This is a genomic window from Actinocorallia sp. A-T 12471, assembly GCF_033875155.1.
GTDB lineage: Bacteria > Actinomycetota > Actinomycetes > Streptosporangiales > Streptosporangiaceae > Actinocorallia.
The window spans coordinates 295672-313401 of record NZ_JAWZTE010000004.1 but is presented as its reverse complement, the minus strand read 5'-3'; the positions used below and the strand labels follow the sequence as shown (position 1 = coordinate 313401).

Genomic DNA, 17730 nt, shown 5'->3' with positions numbered 1-17730 from the left:
TCACGCCGTCACCGGCCCGCACGCGCCGGGCTCGGCGGTTCCGTCGACGCCGTAGGTCGGGCACAGTGCCACGGCCCGATCGGTGACGGCCAGGAGCCGCTCGGCCGACCGCAGCAGATCGAGGAGCTCAGGAGCCGCGAGGAAGTAGAATGACTGCCGTCCCTCGGCGCGAAAGTCCACGAGCTTGCAACCCCTCAGACACCCGAGGTGCTTCGACACCGTCGACTGCGCCAGCCCCAGCGCGCGCGTCAAATCAACGACCCTCGCCTCCCCCTCGGCAAGCCGCCGCACAATCGACAACCGCACCGGGTCAGCAAGCGAATGGAACAGCGCCGCCGCCGGAGCCATCCCCACAACATCCATTCCACATCCGGAATCAATCGCCATACCACGATGATATGCCGCCCCAGCGATGAGTCAAGGAGACCGAGGGCGTCAGCGATGGGTCAGGAGGCCGGGGGCCCCGAGGGGGCAGACCGGCGAGTCACGGGGTCGGGGGGTCCGGGGCAGGGGGGTCGGGCGGCGGGGATAAGGGGAGGCCGGGCCCCGAGGGGGGAGACCGGCGAGTCACGGGGTCGGGGGTCCGGGGCGGAGGGGTCGGGCGGCGGGGGTAGGGGGAGGCCGGGCCCCCCGAGGGGGGAGACCGGCGAGTCACGGGGTCGGGAGGCCGGGGAGTCCGGGGCGGGGGCGGGAGGAGAGTCGGGTAACGGGGGGTGGGGGAGAAGTCGGGGACGGGAGGCCAAGGGGCCGGGGGCCGGGGGTGTGGGGTGGGGGAGTTGGGCGGCGGGGGGTGGGGGGTGGGGGGTCGACACTCCGAACCGGCGAAGTGCTGGTCAGTCGAACATATGAACGAATGATGCGGTAGGGTACCCGCGTGCTGAGGAACGAATTCATCGGGGCCGAGATCGCGGCAGGACGTCCGGTACGCATCACGCGTGCGGGAAGGAGCTACGGGGTCCGGGTCCTGCACCAGTGGCAGGCCCCCGGCGACGCCCGCCTGTACCGACTCCAGCTCACCGAGGAGAACGGTACCGCCGTCGCCGTCGCCGAGGTCGTCCAACACCACGACGCCTTCCGCCTACAACGCTGGTGGGACTGACCCACCCGGCATAACACCCCGGGCCGCCGCACCTCGCGGCGCCCCGGGGCAAGAGGCGGCTCGGTTGCCTGACGCCCGCCGCAGCACCCCGGGCCACTGCAGGACGCGTCGCCCCGGGTCCGTCAAGCGGTTCGTTTACTTGGCGCGTGGCGCAGCACCCTCGGACCGCTGCAGGCCGTGTCGTCTCGGGTCCGTCAAGCGGTTCGTTCGCTTGGCGCATGCCGCAGCGCCCCCGGGCCACTGCAGGCCGTGTCGTCTCGGGTCCGTCAAGCGGTTCGTTCGCTTGGCGGGTGCCGCAGCACTCCCGGGCTGCTGCAGGACGCGTCGTCCCGGGGTAGTCAAGCGGTTCGGTTGCTTTGTTGGGCGGGTGGAGGCCCGGTTGCCTTGCCGATCGGGCGGAGGCCCGGAGGTGTCGGGCGGGCCAGGTTGCTCTGTAGATCGGCCGGGCAGAGCCCGGGGGCGTGGGGCGGTCAGGTGATGTCGCGGCGGGCGAAACCGAGGAAGCCGACGGCGGTGAGGGCGGCGGCAAGGGCCGTCACGACGGCGAGGCCGGTCCAGCTCGCCGCTGCGGCTGTGGTGTCGGGGACGTGGCGGAGTGGGCTGATGCCGAGGATCTCGTCCCACAGGTTGAACAGCGGGCCGAGGATCGTGAGGGCGAACGTCGCGATGACGCCAAGCCAGCCGACGATCCGCAGACGGGGTCGCGCGCCGACGGCGGCGAGCGCCAGGGCCACGAGCACCCAGACCGCCGGGACGGTGGCGGCGGCCTGGCCCAGCACATCGCCGACGGGGATGGCCGGCTCCGTGCGGTGCACGACGAAGCCGAGCACCGCGCCCGCCAAGAGCAAAGCGGCGGCCGGGGCCAGGAACGCGAGGACCGCGTTGCTCGCCAGATATCTCCCTCGACTGAGGGAGGCGGCGAGGAGGGGTTCGAGGCGATAGTCGAGTTCCTCGGCATGAACGCGGAGGACGATCTGGACGCCGAAGACCGCGGCGACGATCGCGATGATCTGGAGGATCTGGGTGATGAAGGCGAACAGCATGGCGTGCGGCCCGGCCCCGGCCGCGGCACTGAGGAACCCCGGCAGGTTGCGGCTTTCGGCGAAGATGTCGCTGACCGGCCCGCTGAGGCTGCCGAGCACCGCGCCGAGCGCGGCGAACGCGATGAGCCACGCGCTGATCGACCCACGGTTGAGACGCAGGGCAAGGCCCCACACATTGGCCGAGCTTCCGCCGCGGGCGGGTCCGCGGCGGGGCGCGATCATGCCGAACCCGAAGTCACGGCGGCCGTTGAGCAGCGCCGCGATCGCGACGAGCACAAGGGCGAGGCCGAGCGCGGGCAGCAGCGGCAGGAAGTCGTTGCCCGCGGCGGGTCTGACCTGGCCGAGCCAGCCGAGCGGGGTGAGCCAGGCCGTCCACTCCGCGGCCTGGGCGGCGTCGAGGTATCCACGGGCGATGAACGCGACGCCGAGCACGGTGACGGCGATCGTGTTCGCGGTACGGGCGTCGGATCCGATCTGCGCGGCGACGGCGGCGACGCCGGTGAACATCAGCCCTGAGGCGGTGAACGTCGCGGCAAGGGCGAGGGAGTTGGTGAGGCCGCCGCCCACGGCGACCGTCGCCAGCCAGGAGACCAGGCCCAGGGCAACGGAGGCGAGTGCGGCGAGCACCACGGCTGTGGCGAGCCGCGCCTGGCGTCCCATGACGCCGGAGGCGAGCAGCTCGCCCTGCCCGGAGTCCTCGTCGGCGCGGCTGTTGCGCACCACGGCGAAGATCGCCATCAGGGCGGCGAAGAACCCGCCGAGCGCTCCGGCCCGCCAGGCGTTGAACCCGTCGGCGCTGCTCAGATCGCGCGCAGGCCCGAACACAAGGCTCAGCGCGGGATTAGCGCCAAGCGTCGCGCCCAACTGCCGCCGACTCGCCACATCAGGAAACACCCACCCATAAGCCACAATCGACGACACCGAAAGCGCGGTGATCAACACGATCCACGGCATAATCGCCCGTCGATCCTGCCGAACCGTCACCTTCAACAAGACCCGAACCCCCACAAACCCCCTCACACCCCGGCTCCTTGGAAGTAGGTGTGCGTGAGGAGGGGGCGGAGGCTCGCAGGGGTGCCCATGCGTTGCCGCCCTTGCGGCAAGCCGTGCACGCGGTGGGAACTGGGACGTTCGGGGGTCATCGGGGTGCAGTGCGCTGGTGGCCTCGTCCGAGAGGAGGCGTGTGCGGGAAGGGCACTGGGGCGTTTGGGGGTCATGCCTGGGTGTCCTCGGGGGCGGCGTAGTGGCGGAGGAACAGGTCCTGGAGGGAAGGGGGTGTGATGGTGAGTGCGCTGAGCTGGTGACGGGTGAGTTCGGCCATCGCGGCGTTGAGGTCGGCGGGGTCAACGGTGCCGGTGAAGTGGGCGCCTTCGAGGGTGGCGTTCTTGATGAAGCGCAGTGAGTCGAGGTTCGGGGGTGGTTCTGTGAGGGTGGCGTGGATCGTGGTGCGGGTGTGACGGCGTAGCTGGTCGAGCGTGCCGGTCTCGACAACCTTGCCCGCGCGGATGATGCTGACGCGGTCGGCGAGGGCTTCGGCCTCGGAGAGGATGTGGCTCGACAGCAGCACGCTGCGGCCGCGCTCCTTCTCCTTGGCGATCTCCTCCTGGAACACGGCTTCCATGAGCGGGTCGAGGCCCGAGGTCGGCTCGTCGAGGATCAGCAGTTCCACGTCCGAGGCGAGCGCGGCGACGAGGGCGACCTTCTGCCGGTTGCCCTTGGAGTACTGACGGCCGCGCTTGGTCGGGTCGAGCTCGAAACGCGCGACGAGGTCGCGGCGGCGTGTCTCGTCAAGGCCGCCGCGCAGGTTGCCGAGCAGGTCGATGGCCTCGCCGCCGGTCATGCCCGGCCACAGCGACACGTCGCCGGGCACGTAGGCGAGGCGGCGGTGCAGCGCGACGACGTCCTTCCAGGGGTCGCCGCCCAACACCTCGACCCTGCCCGCGTTCGCGCGGAGCAGGCCGAGCAGCACGCGGATCGTCGTCGACTTTCCCGCGCCGTTCGGGCCGAGGAAGCCGTGCACCTCGCCGCGCGCGACGGTGAGGTCGAGGCCGTCGAGCGCGCGGAAGTCGCCGAACGCCTTGACGAGCCCCTCGACCTGGATCACCGACGCACTCGCGTGCCGCCCGCGCCCGGTGACGGCCTGCCCGGCGGTTGTCCGCATGAACTCCTCCTAGGGGGCGGCTGCGTCACCCCGCCGACCTGGAGGCGAAGCAGTCATGAAGCATGAGTACATGTTAACTTGAGTCCTGTCCAGACCTAAGGGAATCCGAGGAGGCCGATATGCCGGAACCCGCTGCCGGGGTGCCCGCAGACGGGGTGCCCTCTGGGTCGGTGTCCCCTGTCCGGGGGACTGCGCCGGGGGCGTCCGCCGACGGGGTGCCTGCGGAAGGGGTGCCTGCGGAGGGGGTGCGTGACGAGGGGGTGCCCGAAGAGGGGGCGCGCGCGGAAGGGGTGTGTGACGAGGGGGCGCTTGTGTCCGGGGGATCTGCTGGAGGGGAGTCTGTGGAGGGGGTGCTTGCTGAGGTGGTGGAGGCGGCGGTGCGGGCCGCGCGGAGGCTGGGGAAGGATGTCGCCGATGTGCCGACCCGGGTGATCGCGCAGGAGGCGGGGATGTCCCGCAGCACGTTGTTGCGGCGGATCGGGGGGTCGCGTCAGGGGCTTGACGAGGCGGTGCGGGCTGCGGGGATCGACCCGGGGGGACAGCGGCCGGTGCGGGAGCGCGCGGTCGAGGCCGGGGCGTACCTGATCAGTGCGAACGGGCTCGCCGGGATGACGCTGGAAGCGGTGGCCGCCGCGGCGGGGTGTTCGGTGCACAGCCTGTACGCGGTGTTCGGGGGGCGGGACGAACTGCTCAAGGCGATCTTCGAGCGGTACAGCCCGATCCGCGACGCCGAGGAGATCTTCGGCGGTCCCCGTGCGGATCTCGGCGACACCGTCCGACGGGTGTACCGGGTGCTCGCGGCGGCGCTCACCCGGGAGCCGCGCGTCATGCCCGCCATGTTCGCCGAGGCGTTCGCGCGTCCTGCCGCGCCCGCCGTGCACACGCTCGCGCGGCACCTTGCCCCGCGGCTGCTCGCCGCGATCGGCGGGTGGCTGGCCGAGGAGGTCGCCGCAGGGCGGCTGCGCCCGATGCCGGTGCCCGTCCTCGCCCAGCAGATGATCGGCCCCGTGATGATGCACTTCCTCACCAGGCCGGCCCTCAGCGCCCTGCCCGGCGTCGAACTCCCGGACCCCGACGCCGTCTGCGCCGAGTTCGCCGACGCCTTCCTCCGCGCCACCGCCCTCCCAGAACCCGGCCGAGAAGCGTGACCGGCGCGGCCAGGAGGGGGTTAGAAGTGGCGTGACCAGGAGGAGGTTAGGGGTGGGGTGGGGTGAGGAGGGCCAGGAGGGGGGCGGTGGCGGCTTGGCCGGCCTCCAGGGCGGCGGTGAGGAGATGGGGGGAGCGGGTCAGGCGGCCGACGGCGGGGGCGGTCGGGGCGGGGTGCACGGTCAGGACCGAAGGGTGGGGCGAGGTGAGGGGAGTCGTGTTGTGCGTGGTGAGCAGCGTGGTGTCTTCGGCGAGGCGGGAAGGGCGGGAGTAGTAGGCGGTGCGGAGTTCGGCGGAGTGGCGCAGCGCGGTCGCCGCGACGAGGCGCGAGCCGAGGGAAGGGCCGCGGCGCGGTCGTGGAGGAGGACCGGCGGGGCGGGAACGGAGCACGAGGACATGGGTGGCGCCCTGCGCCAGGGCGGTCCGGTAGGGGATGGACTCGGCGAGGCCCGCGTCGTAGAACAGGCGTCCGCCCAGCGCGACGGGCGGGCCCGCGAGGAGCGGGAGGGCGGCGCTGGCGCGCAGGGCGAGACGCACGTCGGCCGGCGAGCCCAGGTATGGGTGCAGGTCGGTCGCGAGACCGGTCCGCACGTCGGTGGCCAGCGGGTGGTAGGTGACGGGGTGGGCGAGGATCGCGTCGAAGTCCATCTTGGCGACCTCGACGTAGAGGTGCTCGACGAGGTCGTGCACGTCGACGATCGGCTTGCCGCGCCAGGCGTTCCGGAAACGGATCATGGCGTTGGCGTACTGGGGCTCGGCCCAGCCCCTGAGCTGTTCCGGCGTGCCGGTGAGCAGCCACGCGCCGGTGATCGCCCCCGCGGAAGCGCCGTAGATCGCGTCGAACGCGTCGGTCAGCCCCGCCTGGGCGAGCGCGAGCGCCATGCCCGCCGAGATCGTCCCGCGCATGCCGCCGCCCTCGATGGCGAGGGCTATGCGCAGGCCGTCGGTCCGCTCACCCGGCCTGCTCCCGGTCCGTGTCCGCTCCGCGAGCGCCATAACCACCGGGTGGGTGGCCGCGAGCTCAGCCTCCATGCCGTGAGATCCCCGTCCGTCCGAATCCTGCCAGTGCCCTCCTTGTTTACCGCTGTCCCACAAGCCGGCGAAATCGGGGTGTGCTCTGCGGCCAGATCGACGGTGGTCGGGAGGTCAGCGCGCCACCGCCTCGATGACGTCGGTGAAGGCGGCGAGCGTCGCGGGCGGGGCGAAGTCGGTGAACCAGACGTAGAAGCGGTCGACGCCGTCGGCGTGCAGGGCGCTGAACCGCTCGGCGAGTTCGGGGGCCGTGCCGAGGAGCAGGTTCTCGCCCATGACTGTGCCGCCGAAGCGGCGGCGTGCGGTGGCGGTGACCTCGGCGCGGTCGTGTTCGGAGGGGACGAGCGCCGTCATCGTCTGGAGGGAGACGCGGGCGTCGCCCTTGCGGTCGCGGAGTGCGGCGAGCCGGTCGAGGTGCTGGACGGGGATGTTCCACCAGTCGGCGTGCGCCCTGACGAGTTCGAGGGTGCGCGGGCCGGTCCCGCCGATGGTCAGCGGGATCGGCCGGGTCGGCACGGGCCGCTGCCGCGCGCCCACGAGGGTGAAGTGCTCGCCGTAGTGGGTGACGGTCTCGCCCGCCCACAGCGCGCGCAGCAGCGTCAGGGACTCGGCGAGCCGGGTCAGCCGGTGCCGCGCCGAGGACGAGCCGACGCCGAAGGTCTCGAGCTCGTCAGGGACCGAGCCCCACCCGAGGCCGAGCTCGAACCGCCCGCCGGACGCGTGGTCGAGCGTCACCGCCTCCCTGGCGAGGACCGCGGGGTGCCGGAAGGAGTCGCACAGCACGAGGTGCCCGACCTTGAGCGTCGCCGTCCGCGCCAGCACCCATGACGCGAGCGTCATCGCCTCCCACATGTTCTGGTCGGGGGCGAGCGGCGGGACGAGGTGGTCCATGAAGGCGATCCCGGTGAAGCCCGCGGCGTCGGCCGCGCGCGCCCGTTCGACGATGTCGGCGACGGGCGTCCGCAGTTGCGGGAGGTACAGGTGGAACTCGGGGGTCATGTCCGACATGCTCGCCGCAGCGGGTCGCCGCGTCCAGAGTGCGGACGGGCCGAGAACGCAGCCCGGCCGCCGAGCGCGGGACACCCGCATGAGAACATGGTTCTTCGATAGTGGTAAATGTGTATGAGGAGGGCGCGTGGGTGGAACGGGTAATGGGCGGTCGGAGGGACTCGGCGCACAGGCCGCGGTGGCGTTCGAGATCGGCGACCATGTGCTCGGCGCACTCAACATGTACGACGTGCCGACGCCCGAGGGCGCGGACCTCGCGATGGCGGTGCCGATCACGCCGAAGGTGGTCAACACGCGCGGCGGGCTGCAAGGCGGGCTCGTCGCGACGCTCGTGGACGTCGCCGCCGGGCGGGCCGTCGCCTACGGCATGCCCGACGGGGACAGCGCCGCCACCGCCGACCTGAACATCCGCTACCTGTCGCCGGTCTCGGTAGGCCCCGCCGTCGCGGTGGTGCGGGTGCTGCGGCGCGGCCGTTCCCTGACCGTCGCCGAGGTGACCGTCCACGACGAGGGCCGCGACGTCGTCGCCGCCATCGCCACCCTGTCCTTCGTCACTGTCCCCCTCCGCCCCGGCCAATCCCACGCCCGCGACATCAAACCCCACCGCCAACCCAACCCCTGACCCGCGCCGCCCTCACGAAGCAACCGGGGGCGAAGCCGAGACCTGGGCTGTGTCGCTTTCGCGAAGGAGCTGGGCGCGAAGCCGGAACCTGACCTGCGTCGCCCTCACGGCGAAAGCGGGCGCGGGCGCGGGGGCGGGAGCTGACCTGCGTCGTCCTTGTGGCGGAACTGGGTGCGGGGGCGGGAGCTGAGCTGCGTTGCCCTTGCGAAGGGTGGGGTGGTTAGAGGGTTATGGGGAGGTGGTCGATGCCTGCGATGAAGGTTGAGGTGATGCGTTTTATGTCGCCGTCGATGCGTAGGTGGGGGTGGCGCGTGAGTAGTTCGCCCAGCATTGCGGTGATTTCGAGTTTTGCGAGGCGGGTGCCGAGGCAGAAGTGCGGGCCGGTGCCGAAGGCGAGGTGCGGGTTCGGGTCGCGGGACAGGTCGGGCAGGTGCGGGTCGGCGAAGATCTTCGGGTCGCGGTTGGCGGCGGTGTACCAGAGGACGACCTTGTCTCCGGCGCGGACGTGCTGGCCGCCGAGCTCGACGTCACGGGTCGCGGTCCTGCGGAACTGCATGACGGGTGAGACGAGCCTGATGAGCTCGTCAACCGCGGTGGGCGACGGCTCGCCTTTGCGTGCGAGCGACGCCCACATCCCGTGTTCCTGGAGTGCGATGACCGCGCCGGACAGGGAGTTGCGGGTTGTCTCGTTGCCCGCGATGACGAGAAGGATCCAGAACATACAGAACTCGTCATCGGTGAGGCGTTCGCCGTCGATCTCGGCGTTGGCGATCGCGGACATGATGTCGTCGGTCGGCCTGGCCCTGCGGTCGGCGGCGACCTGCTTGCCGTACTCGATCGCCGCGCCGAAGCTCGCGACGGCGGCCTCGGGGTCGCCCGCGAGCTCGGCGTCCTCGAACCCGATCATCGCGTCCGACCACTCGACGATCAGGTGCCGGTCGGCCTCGGGCATGCCGAGGAGGTCGGCGAGCACCCGCGTCGGCATCTCCTTGGAGACCGTGGTGACGAGGTCGACGGAGCCCGCGCCGGCGATCCCGTCGGCGATCTCGGCGGCGTGCCGCGCGACCGACGCGCGCAACGCGCTGACCGCGCGCGGCGAGAAGGCCGGGGAGATGATCCGACGCAGCCGCGAGTGGTCGGGCGGGTCCATGAACAGCATCATCAGCCGCAGCCCGGCGAGGGTGAGCGCGTCGGCGTTGAACAGCTGGACACCGCCCGCGTAGGACGAGAACACCGACGGCTGCCGCGACACCTCGTGCACGAGCGCGTGGTCGGTCACCGCCCAGAAGCCGGGCGACGGCGGCGCGGGCAGCCCGCTCGACGCCTCGCTCGCCCGCCGTCCGACGGGCCTCTCGTCGTTCCACGCGACCGGCGCGACAGCCCGCAGCACATCGAACGCCTCATGCGGCGTCCCCGCCGCATACGCCGTCGGATCCGACAAATCGACCCCCGTCAACTCCGCGACCCGCGCAGCCCCCTCAGGAGCCGTCTGCGGCTGCTCGATCTCTTCCATAGTGCTTTCCCTTCCATCGCGACCCGCCGAACTCCCGGCGGACCAGAACCGATGCCGCGCGCCCTTGGGCCGCGCAGCCGCCAAGCCCGCCGCCGTAGGGCTTCACGCGTCCCCGCCCCGCGCCCTGGAGGGCGTGCGAACGGCGAACCCAATGCCGCGCGCCCCTTGGCCGCGCGGCCGCGAAGCCCGGCACCGTAAGGCTTCACGCGTGCCCGGCCCGCGCCCCGGAAGGGCGTGTGAAGGGTGAACCCGATGCCGCGCGCCCCTTGGCCGCGCGGCCGCGAAGCCCGGCGCCGTAAGGCTTCACGCGTGCCCGGCCCGCGCCCTGGAAGGGCGTGTGAGCGGTGAACCCGATGCCGCGTGTCCCTTGGCTGCGCGGCCGCGAAGCTCGCCGCCGTGAGGCTTCACGCGTGCCCGGCCCGCGTCCCGGACTAGGGCGTGCGAGCGGCGAACCCGGTGCCACGAGGCCCCGCGCGTGCACCCGTGGAACACGATGCTGCGGGGCTCTTGCGCCAGATCGGGCGGGTGAGAGTTATGCCGTGAGGTCTTGCGGGTCTGCACGTGGAACGGCTGCCATCCTTGCGGTGTGGGCAGCGAGCGGACGGGCCGCTCGCCTGCGTGGCGCTTTGTGGCCTTGCGTGTACTCGGGCGGGTGAGCTTCGCCGCGCGAGGCTTTGCGCGGCGTGGCGAGCCCGACGCCTTGGGGCTTTGTGCGGCGTGGTGAGCTTGACGCCTTGGGGTTTTGCGCGCGTGGTGAGCCGGATGCCTTGGGGTTTTGTGCGGGCTTGGGTGGGTGAGTTTGAGGCGTGGGGATTTGTGCGTATGGGGGTGGAGAGCGCGGGTGGGGGATCTGTGCGTGATCGGGTGGCGAGACCGAGCGGTTCGGGGCTTTGGGTGGGTTCGGGTGGTAGGGGTGGGGTCGGGCTGTGTCGGACGGGATGGTCCGAGGGGTGTGTGTGTTGGGGGCGTCCGTGGTCCTGGGGTGGGTTGGGGAGTTCCTTGTCGGGTTGCGGGGGCGGGGGTGGGGGCGGAGGGCAAGGTGGAAAGGCTGGTGGGGGTGGCTTTTTGGAGGGTGGCGTGGGGGTCGGGGTGGGGTGCCGACAGTACACATTTTCTCTGGTGTCCTGTCAAGGAAGGGGTTACGTTGGGTGGGTGCGGACACATGGGTGGGGCGGGGAGCCGCCGGCGAGTGACGGTGAGGCCGCGGCGCGGATCAAGGAGGCGACGCACAGGTGCGTCGGCGAGCTGGGCGGGGCCACGACGATCGCGCACGTCGCGGCGGAGCTGGGGATCAGCAGGCAGACGGTGTACCGGTACTTTCCGAGCACCGAGGCGCTGCTGTTCGCGGCGGCGCTCGACGGGACGCGGCAGTTCCTCGCCAGGCTCGCGCGGCGGCTGCGCAAGGTCACCGACCCGGGGGAGGCGCTGGTCGAGGCGGTCGCGTACACGATCGCCCAGATTCCCGCCGAGCCGTACCTCAGGCTGCTGCTCGATCCGCAGGCCGGGAGCCGGTCGATGCTGCGCGGCGTCACCTCCGACACCGGCCGCGCGATCGGCAACACCCTGCTCGACCATACCGCCGTCGACTGGACGGGACGCGGCATCGGGCCCGAGCGGCGGGCCGAGCTCGTCGAGTGGACGTTGCGCGTCGTGCAGTCCTTCCTGCTCGATCCCGGCGAACCGGCCCGCTCGGGCCCCGAGCTTCGCGCTTTCCTGCGGCGCTGGCTCGCCCCTGCCGTCGCCGCCGCGACCGACGAGCGGCAGGCCGCGTCATGAGCGGAGCGGCATCGCTGTTCCGGCGTGACGGCGACCTCGTCGTCCCGACGGACCTCGCGCGCGGGCCCTGGCGGCCTGACGCGCTGCACGGCGCGGCGGTCGCCGCGGTGCTCGCGTGCGGGATCGACGTGCCGGGGTGGACTCCGGTACGCGTTACGTTCGACCTCCTCGCCCCGGTCAGGGCGGTGCCGATGACGCTGCGCGCGTCAGCTCCCGAGGGCGGCAGGAGGGTCGTCCGCCAGACCGTCACGCTGCTCGACGGCGACAGGCCGGTCGCGCGCGCCCAGTGTCTCGCCGTCCGCCGCGCCGACCTCGACCTGCCCGACGGCGTGACCGACCATCCCGACCCGTTCGCGGGAGCGCGGGTCCCCGATCTCTCCGAGCCGACGCGCGGGGCCCGCGAGGCAGTCGGCTGGGACTGTTTCGACGCCTCGGCCGTCTCGGTGAGCGGGCTGCGGTCCAGCGCGCTTGAGCCGGGCACGGTGGGGCTCTGGGTGCGTCTCCTCGTCCCCGTCTTCGCGGGGGAGCCGACGCCGGGGATAGCGCGCGCGGCGGCCGCCGCGGACTACGCCTCGACCGCGACCAACGCGCGGCTGCCGTTCGAGGAGTGGAGCTTCATGAACGCCGAACTGAGCCTGCACGTCTCCCGGGAGCCGTCGGGGCCGTGGATCGGCCTTGTGGGCGCGGGCCTGGTCCAGCCGATCGGCAGCGGCATCAGCGTCGCGGCGCTCTACGACTCGGCGGGACGGCTCGGGCAGTCCGCCCAGGCCCTCGTGGTCGAGGCCCGTCAGCCCGTCGCCTGACCGTGGTACACACGTGTACCGATGAAGGATAAGGAGCAATTCTCGACGGATTCCGAATAAGCCCTTATCAAGGGGAATTCCGCCTCTTCCGTGCGGGTCTCCGGCTAGTACCATGCGTGCACGGGCCGGGTCTCCGGTCCGGTGTGCGACGCGGCAGCAGCCGTCGTCGGCGATGCGGCGGGAGGGTGTGATGGGGCCGTCGGACGGCGGGGAGGCGCTCGAGGACGGCGCGCTCGGGCAGGTGGGGGCGTCGTGGCAGGGCCGGGTGGTGGAGCGGTCGCTGAAGGCGGCGCGGGCCAAGGCGGTGTCGCGCAGCAGGCAGTACTTGGCGACCGCGGCGGAGCTGCTCCAGGAGACCGGCCGCGCCGACTTCACCGTGCACGAGCTCGTGCAGCGGTCGCGCACGTCGCTGCGGTCGTTCTACCAGTACTTCGCCAACAAGGAGGAGCTGCTCCTCGCGCTGCTCGAGGAGACCATCGCCGAGTCGGTCGCGCGGTGGCGGGCCGAGATCGCCGGACTCGACGCGCTCGACGGCCTGCGCGTGCTCGTCCACCGCGTCTACGGGACCACGGGAAGCGACCCGTGGAACCGGCTGAACCGGGTCCTCGCCTGCTATCACGCGGGCCTCGCCCAGCAGCGGCCCGACGCCTACGTCGCGGCGTTTGCCCCGCTCGTCGAGGTGCTGCGCGAGGTCATCGAGCGCGGCGCGGCAGAAGGCGTCCTGCGTGACGACCTCCCGCCCGAGCGCCTCACCGCGGTTCTTGTTGAGCTCGTCGTGGGCGCGACCTTGATGAGCGCGCTGGGCGGCCCGCGCTTCGCCGGGGCGTCCGACCCGGAGGCGCTGTGGCGGTTCTGCCGGTCCGGCCTGGTCGTTCCCTCGGCCGGGACCTGACCGCCTCCGGTGGCCGGATTATGCCCGTGATCGCACGGAATCGGCGGCTGTTCCGCGGGGGTCTCCGGGTGGTAACGTCCCTTTACCTAAGCACGGTAAGCGTCCTCTCCGAATCCGACTGAAGATTCTCGCGGAATATGCGCGGCCCACCCCCGGAGGAGCAGGCCATGAGGAATCCGAGCGCGACCCGGCGGGCGACGGAACCTGCCCGATGACCGACCCCGACGACACGCGACACGCCTTGCCGCGACGTTCGGGGCGGGGAGCGGGCTCGGGCCTTGGCCTGTCGGGACGAGCGGGCGGTTGCGGCGGGTGGCCGGGGAGCGCGGCGGGAGGCGTGGCGCGGCGCGCGGCCGTGCACCGGGTGGGCGCGCCGGGGCGTGCCCGCGCGTTGCGGCCGCGGCTTGTGGTGGTCGCGCCGGACGCGGCGGAGACCGCGCGGTTCGCGGGCGGCTGGCTTGTCGACAGGGTGCTCGCGGGGTGGGAGGCGACTGTCCTGTGCGTCGAGGAAGGTGACCCGCTGCCGCTGCGTATCCTCGGGGCCCGCGCCGCGCCGCTCGGCCCGGTGCCGCTGGCCGCGGTGCTGCGGACGAGGCCGCACGCCGTCGCCGTCCACGCGGGCCTGTACGCCGTCGACCCGTGGCTGCGCCGCCTCACCGACGCCGCCGCGTCAGGCGGCACCGAGGTGATCCTGTGGGGCTCGCCCCGCCTCGTCGCCCCCGGCTCCTGCGGCGCGATCCCGCACCTGCCGAGCCGCGCGGCCCGCCTCTTCAAGGCCCGCGCCCTCGCCGCGACCGCACATCCCCCACCCCCCACCGACCCCATAGAACTCTTCCGCCCCACCGGCCCCCTCCCCTACCCCTAACCCCCAAACTCAAGGCACGCACGCTCACCCTGCCGCGCCGCGCCGACACACGCCACAGACACCGGACTTCGGTCGGCTCAGCGGCAGCTCGGGCTGTGGGGGGGGGGTTAGTGGCGGAAGCGCATTCGGGTGCGGGTTGAGGCGGCGTCTATGACGCGGGTTCTGAGGGAGCGGAGGACCCAGCGTTGGGTGGCGGTGAGGTGTTCCTGGGCGAGGCGGGAGGCTTCGGCGGCGTCGCCGTCGGCGATGACGGCGGTGAGGCGTTCGTGGGCGCGCTGGGCTTGGACGCGTTCGCTGCGGGACGGGTAGGAGCCGCGCGACAGCTGGGTGTCGGCCCAGGACTCCTCCTGCGCCGACCACAGCGAGGTGAGGCTCTTGACGACGACGCGCAGCGTGGCGTTGGTGTCGAAGCCGACGACCGCGTCGTGGAACTCGCGTGACGCGCGGGTGAAGGCAGCGCCGTCGTCGAGGTGGCTTTCGCTGATCGCGAGCAGCTCCCTAAGGCGCGGGACGACGACCTCGAGCCTGTCCTCGCGCTGCGCGCAGTGCGCCGCGCAGATCGGTTCGAGGACGGCGAGGGCCTGACCGAGGTCGGGCACGTCGACCTGCATCGCCTGGAGGGTGAGGCCGAGCGCGTATCCGGCGGTGCCGATGTCGGGGGCGTGGACCGTCGCGCCGCCCCGGTTTCCGCGCCGCACGGTGACGAAGCCCTCGGTCTCCAGGATGCGCAGCGCCTCACGCACCGACGGGTAGCTCACCCCGAACTGGGCGACGAGTTCGTCCTGTTTCGGCAGGGTCGAGCCGTCGGTGATGCCACCGGCGAGGATGCGTTCGCGCAGCGCCGAGGCAACGAGCTCCGCCATGCGCATCTGCCCGATCTTGGTGGGTTCGGCGGGCTCCATGTTTATAAGGTTATCAGTGATGGGGGACCGTCCTCACGGGGTCTCCGGCCGGGTGGGCGCGGGGTCGAGCAGGGCGGGGAGCGCGGTTCGCTGGACCTTGCCCATCGCGTTGCGCGGCAGCTCGGCGACCCGCGTCCAGAACTCGGGCACCTTGTACGCGGCGAGCGTGCGGCGGCAGTGGGCGGTGAGCGCGGCGGCGTCGACGGGCCGTCCCGTGGTCTGCACGAGCGCGGCGACGCGCTGGCCGAGCCGCGCGTCAGGCACCGCGCACACGGCCGCCGCCGCGACGTCGGGGTGCGCGGCGAGCACCCTTTCCACCTCGGCCGGGTAGACGTTCGCGCCGCCGCGCACGATGACGAGCTTCTTGCGGTCCACGACGGTCAGCCAGCCGTCGCCGTCGACCCGGCCGATGTCCCCGGTAGGGACGGTGCTGTACGGGAAGGGCGTGACGCCGCCTTTCTCCCAGTACCCGAGCGGCGGCGTCCAAGTGCCGGAAGCCGTCCCGGCGAGGCGGAGCTCTCCCACTTCACCCGAAGGCAACCGGTCGCCGTGCTCGCTGTAGGCGGCGACGTCGAAGTGGGGGAGAAGGCGGCCGCTCGCTCCCGGCCGCCACTCCTCGCCCGGAGGGTCGATCGCGACGACGGTCGGCGCCTCGGTGAGCCCGTACGTCGCGCGTGGGACGAGGCCATGCGCGGCGGCGAAGGCGCGGCGCAGGTCGTCGGGGGTGTCGCTGCCGCCGCTCCACACCTCGCGCAGCGCCGACAGGTCGAGGTCGGGCCGGGCGGCGAGGTCGTGCAGCTGCGCCGGAGCGCCGTTCCACACCGTGACGCGGCGCGCGGCGATCCACGCGGCGACGCCCTCGACGTCACGCCGGTCCATGATCACCGCACAGCCGCCCGCCCGCGCGGTGAGCAGCGTGGACAGGACCATGAGGTTGAGGATGGTGAGCGGGAAGCTGTCGCCCTTGCGCAGCTCGGGACCCCACCCCCGGCTCGCGACGAGCGCCGCGCCCGGCAGCAGGAGGTTGCGCTGGCTGTGCACGACGGCCTTGGGCCGGCCGGACGTGCCGCTGGTGAACGCGATCCCGGCCGGCGCGTCGGGATCGGCGACGGGCCCGGGGGCGGAATGCGCCCGTGCGGTGAGCGCGGCCCAGGCGTCGGGGTCGATCCGGCCGGGCACGTCGATCCGGCAGCGCGGCCCGGCGAGCAGCACCTTCGGCTCGCACAGCTCGTGCAGGTCGCGCTGCTCGGCCTCGGTCAGCGCCTCCCCGACGCCCGCCCAGACCGCGCCGACGCGCTGCGCCCCGTGGAAGGCGACGACGATGTCGAGATCGTTCGGCAGACAAGCCGCGACCCTGTCGCCGGGCCGGACGCCCAGCTCCCACAGCGCCCCCGCCGCCCTGTCCGCCCGCGCATTGAGTTCCGCGTAGCTGAGGACGCCCGAGGCCGCCTCGACGGCCGGGGCGTCGGGCCGCTCGGCGAGCGCCGTGTCGAGGACGCGGGCGATCGTCCCGGCCGAAGGGGTGGGGTGCTGTCCGCGCGCAGGGCCGCCGCCGAGGGTGCTCACGTCATCTGTGGTACCACTATCCTTATAATGATTCAATGGATACGATCGCCGCTGAGTGATGCAGAACACCGGTAGGAGACCGAATGCCAGGCGGACGCGCGTATCGGATCAGCACAACGAACCGCCCCCACCGGAGCGGCGGATGACGGCACGGGGCCCGCTCGCGGGCGTGCGCGTCCTCGACCTCACCACGATGGTCATGGGCCCGTACTGCACCCAGATGATGGCCGACATGGGCGCCGACGTGATCAAGATCGAGCCGCCCGCGGGCGACGACACCCGCTACGTCTCGACGGGTCCGGAACCCGGCATGGGCGGGGTGTTCGCCAACGTCAACCGGGGCAAGCGCAGCGTCGTCCTCGACCTGCGCACCCCCGACGGCAAGGCCGCGCTGCGCGTCCTCGCCGAGCGCTGCGACGTCTTCGTGCACTCCATGCGCGCCAAGGCGATCGCCCGTCTGGGCTTCGCCTATGACGACGTCGCCGCGCTGAACCCGTCGGTCGTCTACACCAACTGCTACGGCTACGGCCGAGGCGGCAGATACGCCGACCTGGCCGCCTACGACGACACGATCCAGGCCGAGTGCGCGATCCCGTCGGTCCAGGAGAGCCTGACGGGCGAGGCGGGGTACGTCGGCACGATCATGGCCGACAAGGTCGCCGGCTTGACCGCCCTGTACGCCACGATGACCGCGCTGTTCCACCGGGAGCGGACGGGCGAGGGCCAGGAGGTCGAGGTCGCCATGTTCGAGACGATGGCCGCGTTCATGCTCGTCGAGCACTCGGCTGCCGCGCTGTTCTCCCCGCCGCTCGGCCCCGCCGGGTACCCGCGCGCGCTGACTCCCGACCGAAGGCCGTACCGCACGAAGGACGGGTACCTCTCGGCCCTCGTCTACAACGACAAGCAGTGGACGGCGTTCGTCGACGCGGTGCGCCCGGCGTGGGCGGGCGAGCACTTCGCGACGCTGGAACGCCGCGCCGCGCGGATCGGCGAGGTGTACGCGCTGCTCGCCGAGACCTTCCGGGAGCGCACCACCGAAGCCTGGCTCGACCTGCTGCGCTCCCTCGACATCCCCGCCGCGCCCGTCCGCACCCTTGACGACCTCCTCGATGACCCGCACCTCGCCGAGACCGGGTTCTTCGAGACCGTCGACTCCCCCTACGGCCCCGTGCGCTTCCCCGGCCCGCCCGCCTGGTTCTCCCGCACCCCCGGCCGGGTCGCCGGGCCCGCCCCCCGGCTCGGCGCGCACACCCGCGAGGTACTCGACGCCCTCGCCAGGCCCGACGACTCAGGAGACTGAAG

General features: G+C 72.4%; 16 protein-coding genes. 8 read left to right on the top strand and 8 right to left on the bottom strand.

All coding sequences use genetic code 11. The annotated features are described in order from the left end of the window. Nucleotides 1-387: a metalloregulator ArsR/SmtB family transcription factor gene (locus R9X44_RS13765; protein WP_319814506.1), complete on the bottom strand. Its 387-nt coding sequence runs from the start codon at nt 385-387 to the stop codon at nt 1-3. Nucleotides 388-874: 487 nt separating this feature from the next. Here R9X44_RS13765 and R9X44_RS13760 point away from each other — a divergent pair, with 487 nt between their 5' ends. Further along, entirely contained in the window at nt 875-1099 is a 225-nt protein-coding gene (locus R9X44_RS13760) for a hypothetical protein (RefSeq protein WP_319814505.1), read from the top strand. Between the two features lie 470 nt (nt 1100-1569). Here the strand turns inward: R9X44_RS13760 and R9X44_RS13755 are convergent, their stop codons facing one another. Both R9X44_RS13755 and R9X44_RS13750 read right to left on the bottom strand, forming a co-directional pair. Next, entirely contained in the window at nt 1570-3024 is a 1455-nt protein-coding gene (locus R9X44_RS13755; RefSeq protein WP_319814504.1) for a multidrug ABC transporter permease, read from the bottom strand. 331 nt (nt 3025-3355) lie between these two features. Next, nucleotides 3356-4303: an ABC transporter ATP-binding protein gene (locus R9X44_RS13750; RefSeq protein ID WP_319814503.1), complete on the bottom strand. Its 948-nt coding sequence runs from the start codon at nt 4301-4303 to the stop codon at nt 3356-3358. A gap of 341 nt (nt 4304-4644) precedes the next feature. Between R9X44_RS13750 and R9X44_RS13745 the strand changes: the two genes are divergently transcribed. After that, the gene (locus R9X44_RS13745) at nt 4645-5451 is read left to right on the top strand and encodes a TetR/AcrR family transcriptional regulator (RefSeq protein WP_319814502.1); all 807 of its coding nucleotides are present in this window, start codon (nt 4645-4647) and stop codon (nt 5449-5451) included. A 46-nt stretch (nt 5452-5497) separates the two neighbouring features. On the opposite strand, the gene R9X44_RS13740 is transcribed toward R9X44_RS13745, so the two are convergent. Both R9X44_RS13740 and R9X44_RS13735 read right to left on the bottom strand, forming a co-directional pair. Next, a complete protein-coding gene (locus R9X44_RS13740) occupies nt 5498-6481 on the bottom strand; it encodes a patatin-like phospholipase family protein (RefSeq protein ID WP_319814501.1) in 984 nt (327 codons plus the stop codon). Nucleotides 6482-6595: 114 nt separating this feature from the next. After that, nucleotides 6596-7480, bottom strand: coding sequence for an LLM class flavin-dependent oxidoreductase (locus R9X44_RS13735; RefSeq protein ID WP_319814500.1), 885 nt, complete (start codon nt 7478-7480; stop codon nt 6596-6598). A gap of 136 nt (nt 7481-7616) precedes the next feature. Between R9X44_RS13735 and R9X44_RS13730 the strand changes: the two genes are divergently transcribed. Next, nucleotides 7617-8111, top strand: coding sequence for a PaaI family thioesterase (locus R9X44_RS13730; RefSeq protein ID WP_319814499.1), 495 nt, complete (start codon nt 7617-7619; stop codon nt 8109-8111). Between the two features lie 220 nt (nt 8112-8331). Here the strand turns inward: R9X44_RS13730 and R9X44_RS13725 are convergent, their stop codons facing one another. After that, nucleotides 8332-9624: a cytochrome P450 gene (locus R9X44_RS13725; RefSeq protein WP_319814498.1), complete on the bottom strand. Its 1293-nt coding sequence runs from the start codon at nt 9622-9624 to the stop codon at nt 8332-8334. Between the two features lie 1152 nt (nt 9625-10776). On the opposite strand from R9X44_RS13725, the gene R9X44_RS13720 reads away from it, so the two are divergent. The 4 genes from R9X44_RS13720 to R9X44_RS13705 all read left to right on the top strand — a co-directional run bounded on the left by R9X44_RS13720 (nt 10777) and on the right by R9X44_RS13705 (nt 13960). Further along, a complete protein-coding gene (locus R9X44_RS13720; protein WP_319814497.1) occupies nt 10777-11400 on the top strand; it encodes a TetR/AcrR family transcriptional regulator in 624 nt (207 codons plus the stop codon). Then, nucleotides 11397-12203 (top strand): acyl-CoA thioesterase domain-containing protein, encoded by an 807-nt coding sequence (locus tag R9X44_RS13715; RefSeq protein WP_319814496.1) that lies wholly within the window; start codon nt 11397-11399, stop codon nt 12201-12203. The genes R9X44_RS13720 and R9X44_RS13715 overlap by 4 nt, the downstream gene beginning before the upstream one ends. Nucleotides 12204-12393: 190 nt before the next feature. Beyond that, nucleotides 12394-13095, top strand: a complete 702-nt coding sequence (locus R9X44_RS13710) for a TetR/AcrR family transcriptional regulator (protein ID WP_319814495.1) — start codon at nt 12394-12396, stop codon at nt 13093-13095. 337 nt (nt 13096-13432) lie between these two features. After that, nucleotides 13433-13960, top strand: a complete 528-nt coding sequence (locus tag R9X44_RS13705; protein WP_319814494.1) for a hypothetical protein — start codon at nt 13433-13435, stop codon at nt 13958-13960. Between the two features lie 107 nt (nt 13961-14067). Here the strand turns inward: R9X44_RS13705 and R9X44_RS13700 are convergent, their stop codons facing one another. Both R9X44_RS13700 and R9X44_RS13695 read right to left on the bottom strand, forming a co-directional pair. Further along, complete coding sequence (locus tag R9X44_RS13700; protein ID WP_319814493.1) at nt 14068-14862, bottom strand: FadR/GntR family transcriptional regulator; 795 nt, start codon at nt 14860-14862, stop codon at nt 14068-14070. 33 nt (nt 14863-14895) lie between these two features. Then, complete coding sequence (locus R9X44_RS13695; protein WP_319814492.1) at nt 14896-16428, bottom strand: class I adenylate-forming enzyme family protein; 1533 nt, start codon at nt 16426-16428, stop codon at nt 14896-14898. 142 nt (nt 16429-16570) lie between these two features. On the opposite strand from R9X44_RS13695, the gene R9X44_RS13690 reads away from it, so the two are divergent. Beyond that, a complete protein-coding gene (locus R9X44_RS13690; RefSeq protein WP_319814491.1) occupies nt 16571-17728 on the top strand; it encodes a CoA transferase in 1158 nt (385 codons plus the stop codon). The last annotated feature ends 2 nt before the right edge of the window (nt 17729-17730 follow it).

Bases quoted from the DNA above. Each gene is read 5' to 3' on its own strand.
- R9X44_RS13765 (WP_319814506.1), bottom strand. From the start codon at position 387: ATGGCGATTGATTCCGGATGTGGAATGGATGTTGTGGGGATGGCTCCG.
- R9X44_RS13750 (WP_319814503.1), bottom strand. From the start codon at position 4,303: ATGCGGACAACCGCCGGGCAGGCCGTCACCGGGCGCGGGCGGCACGCG.
- R9X44_RS13740 (WP_319814501.1), bottom strand. From the start codon at position 6,481: ATGGAGGCTGAGCTCGCGGCCACCCACCCGGTGGTTATGGCGCTCGCG.
- R9X44_RS13735 (WP_319814500.1), bottom strand. From the start codon at position 7,480: ATGACCCCCGAGTTCCACCTGTACCTCCCGCAACTGCGGACGCCCGTC.
- R9X44_RS13725 (WP_319814498.1), bottom strand. From the start codon at position 9,624: ATGGAAGAGATCGAGCAGCCGCAGACGGCTCCTGAGGGGGCTGCGCGG.
- R9X44_RS13715 (WP_319814496.1), top strand. From the start codon at position 11,397: ATGAGCGGAGCGGCATCGCTGTTCCGGCGTGACGGCGACCTCGTCGTC.
- R9X44_RS13710 (WP_319814495.1), top strand. From the start codon at position 12,394: ATGGGGCCGTCGGACGGCGGGGAGGCGCTCGAGGACGGCGCGCTCGGG.
- R9X44_RS13700 (WP_319814493.1), bottom strand. From the start codon at position 14,862: ATGGAGCCCGCCGAACCCACCAAGATCGGGCAGATGCGCATGGCGGAG.
- R9X44_RS13690 (WP_319814491.1), top strand. From the start codon at position 16,571: ATGACGGCACGGGGCCCGCTCGCGGGCGTGCGCGTCCTCGACCTCACC.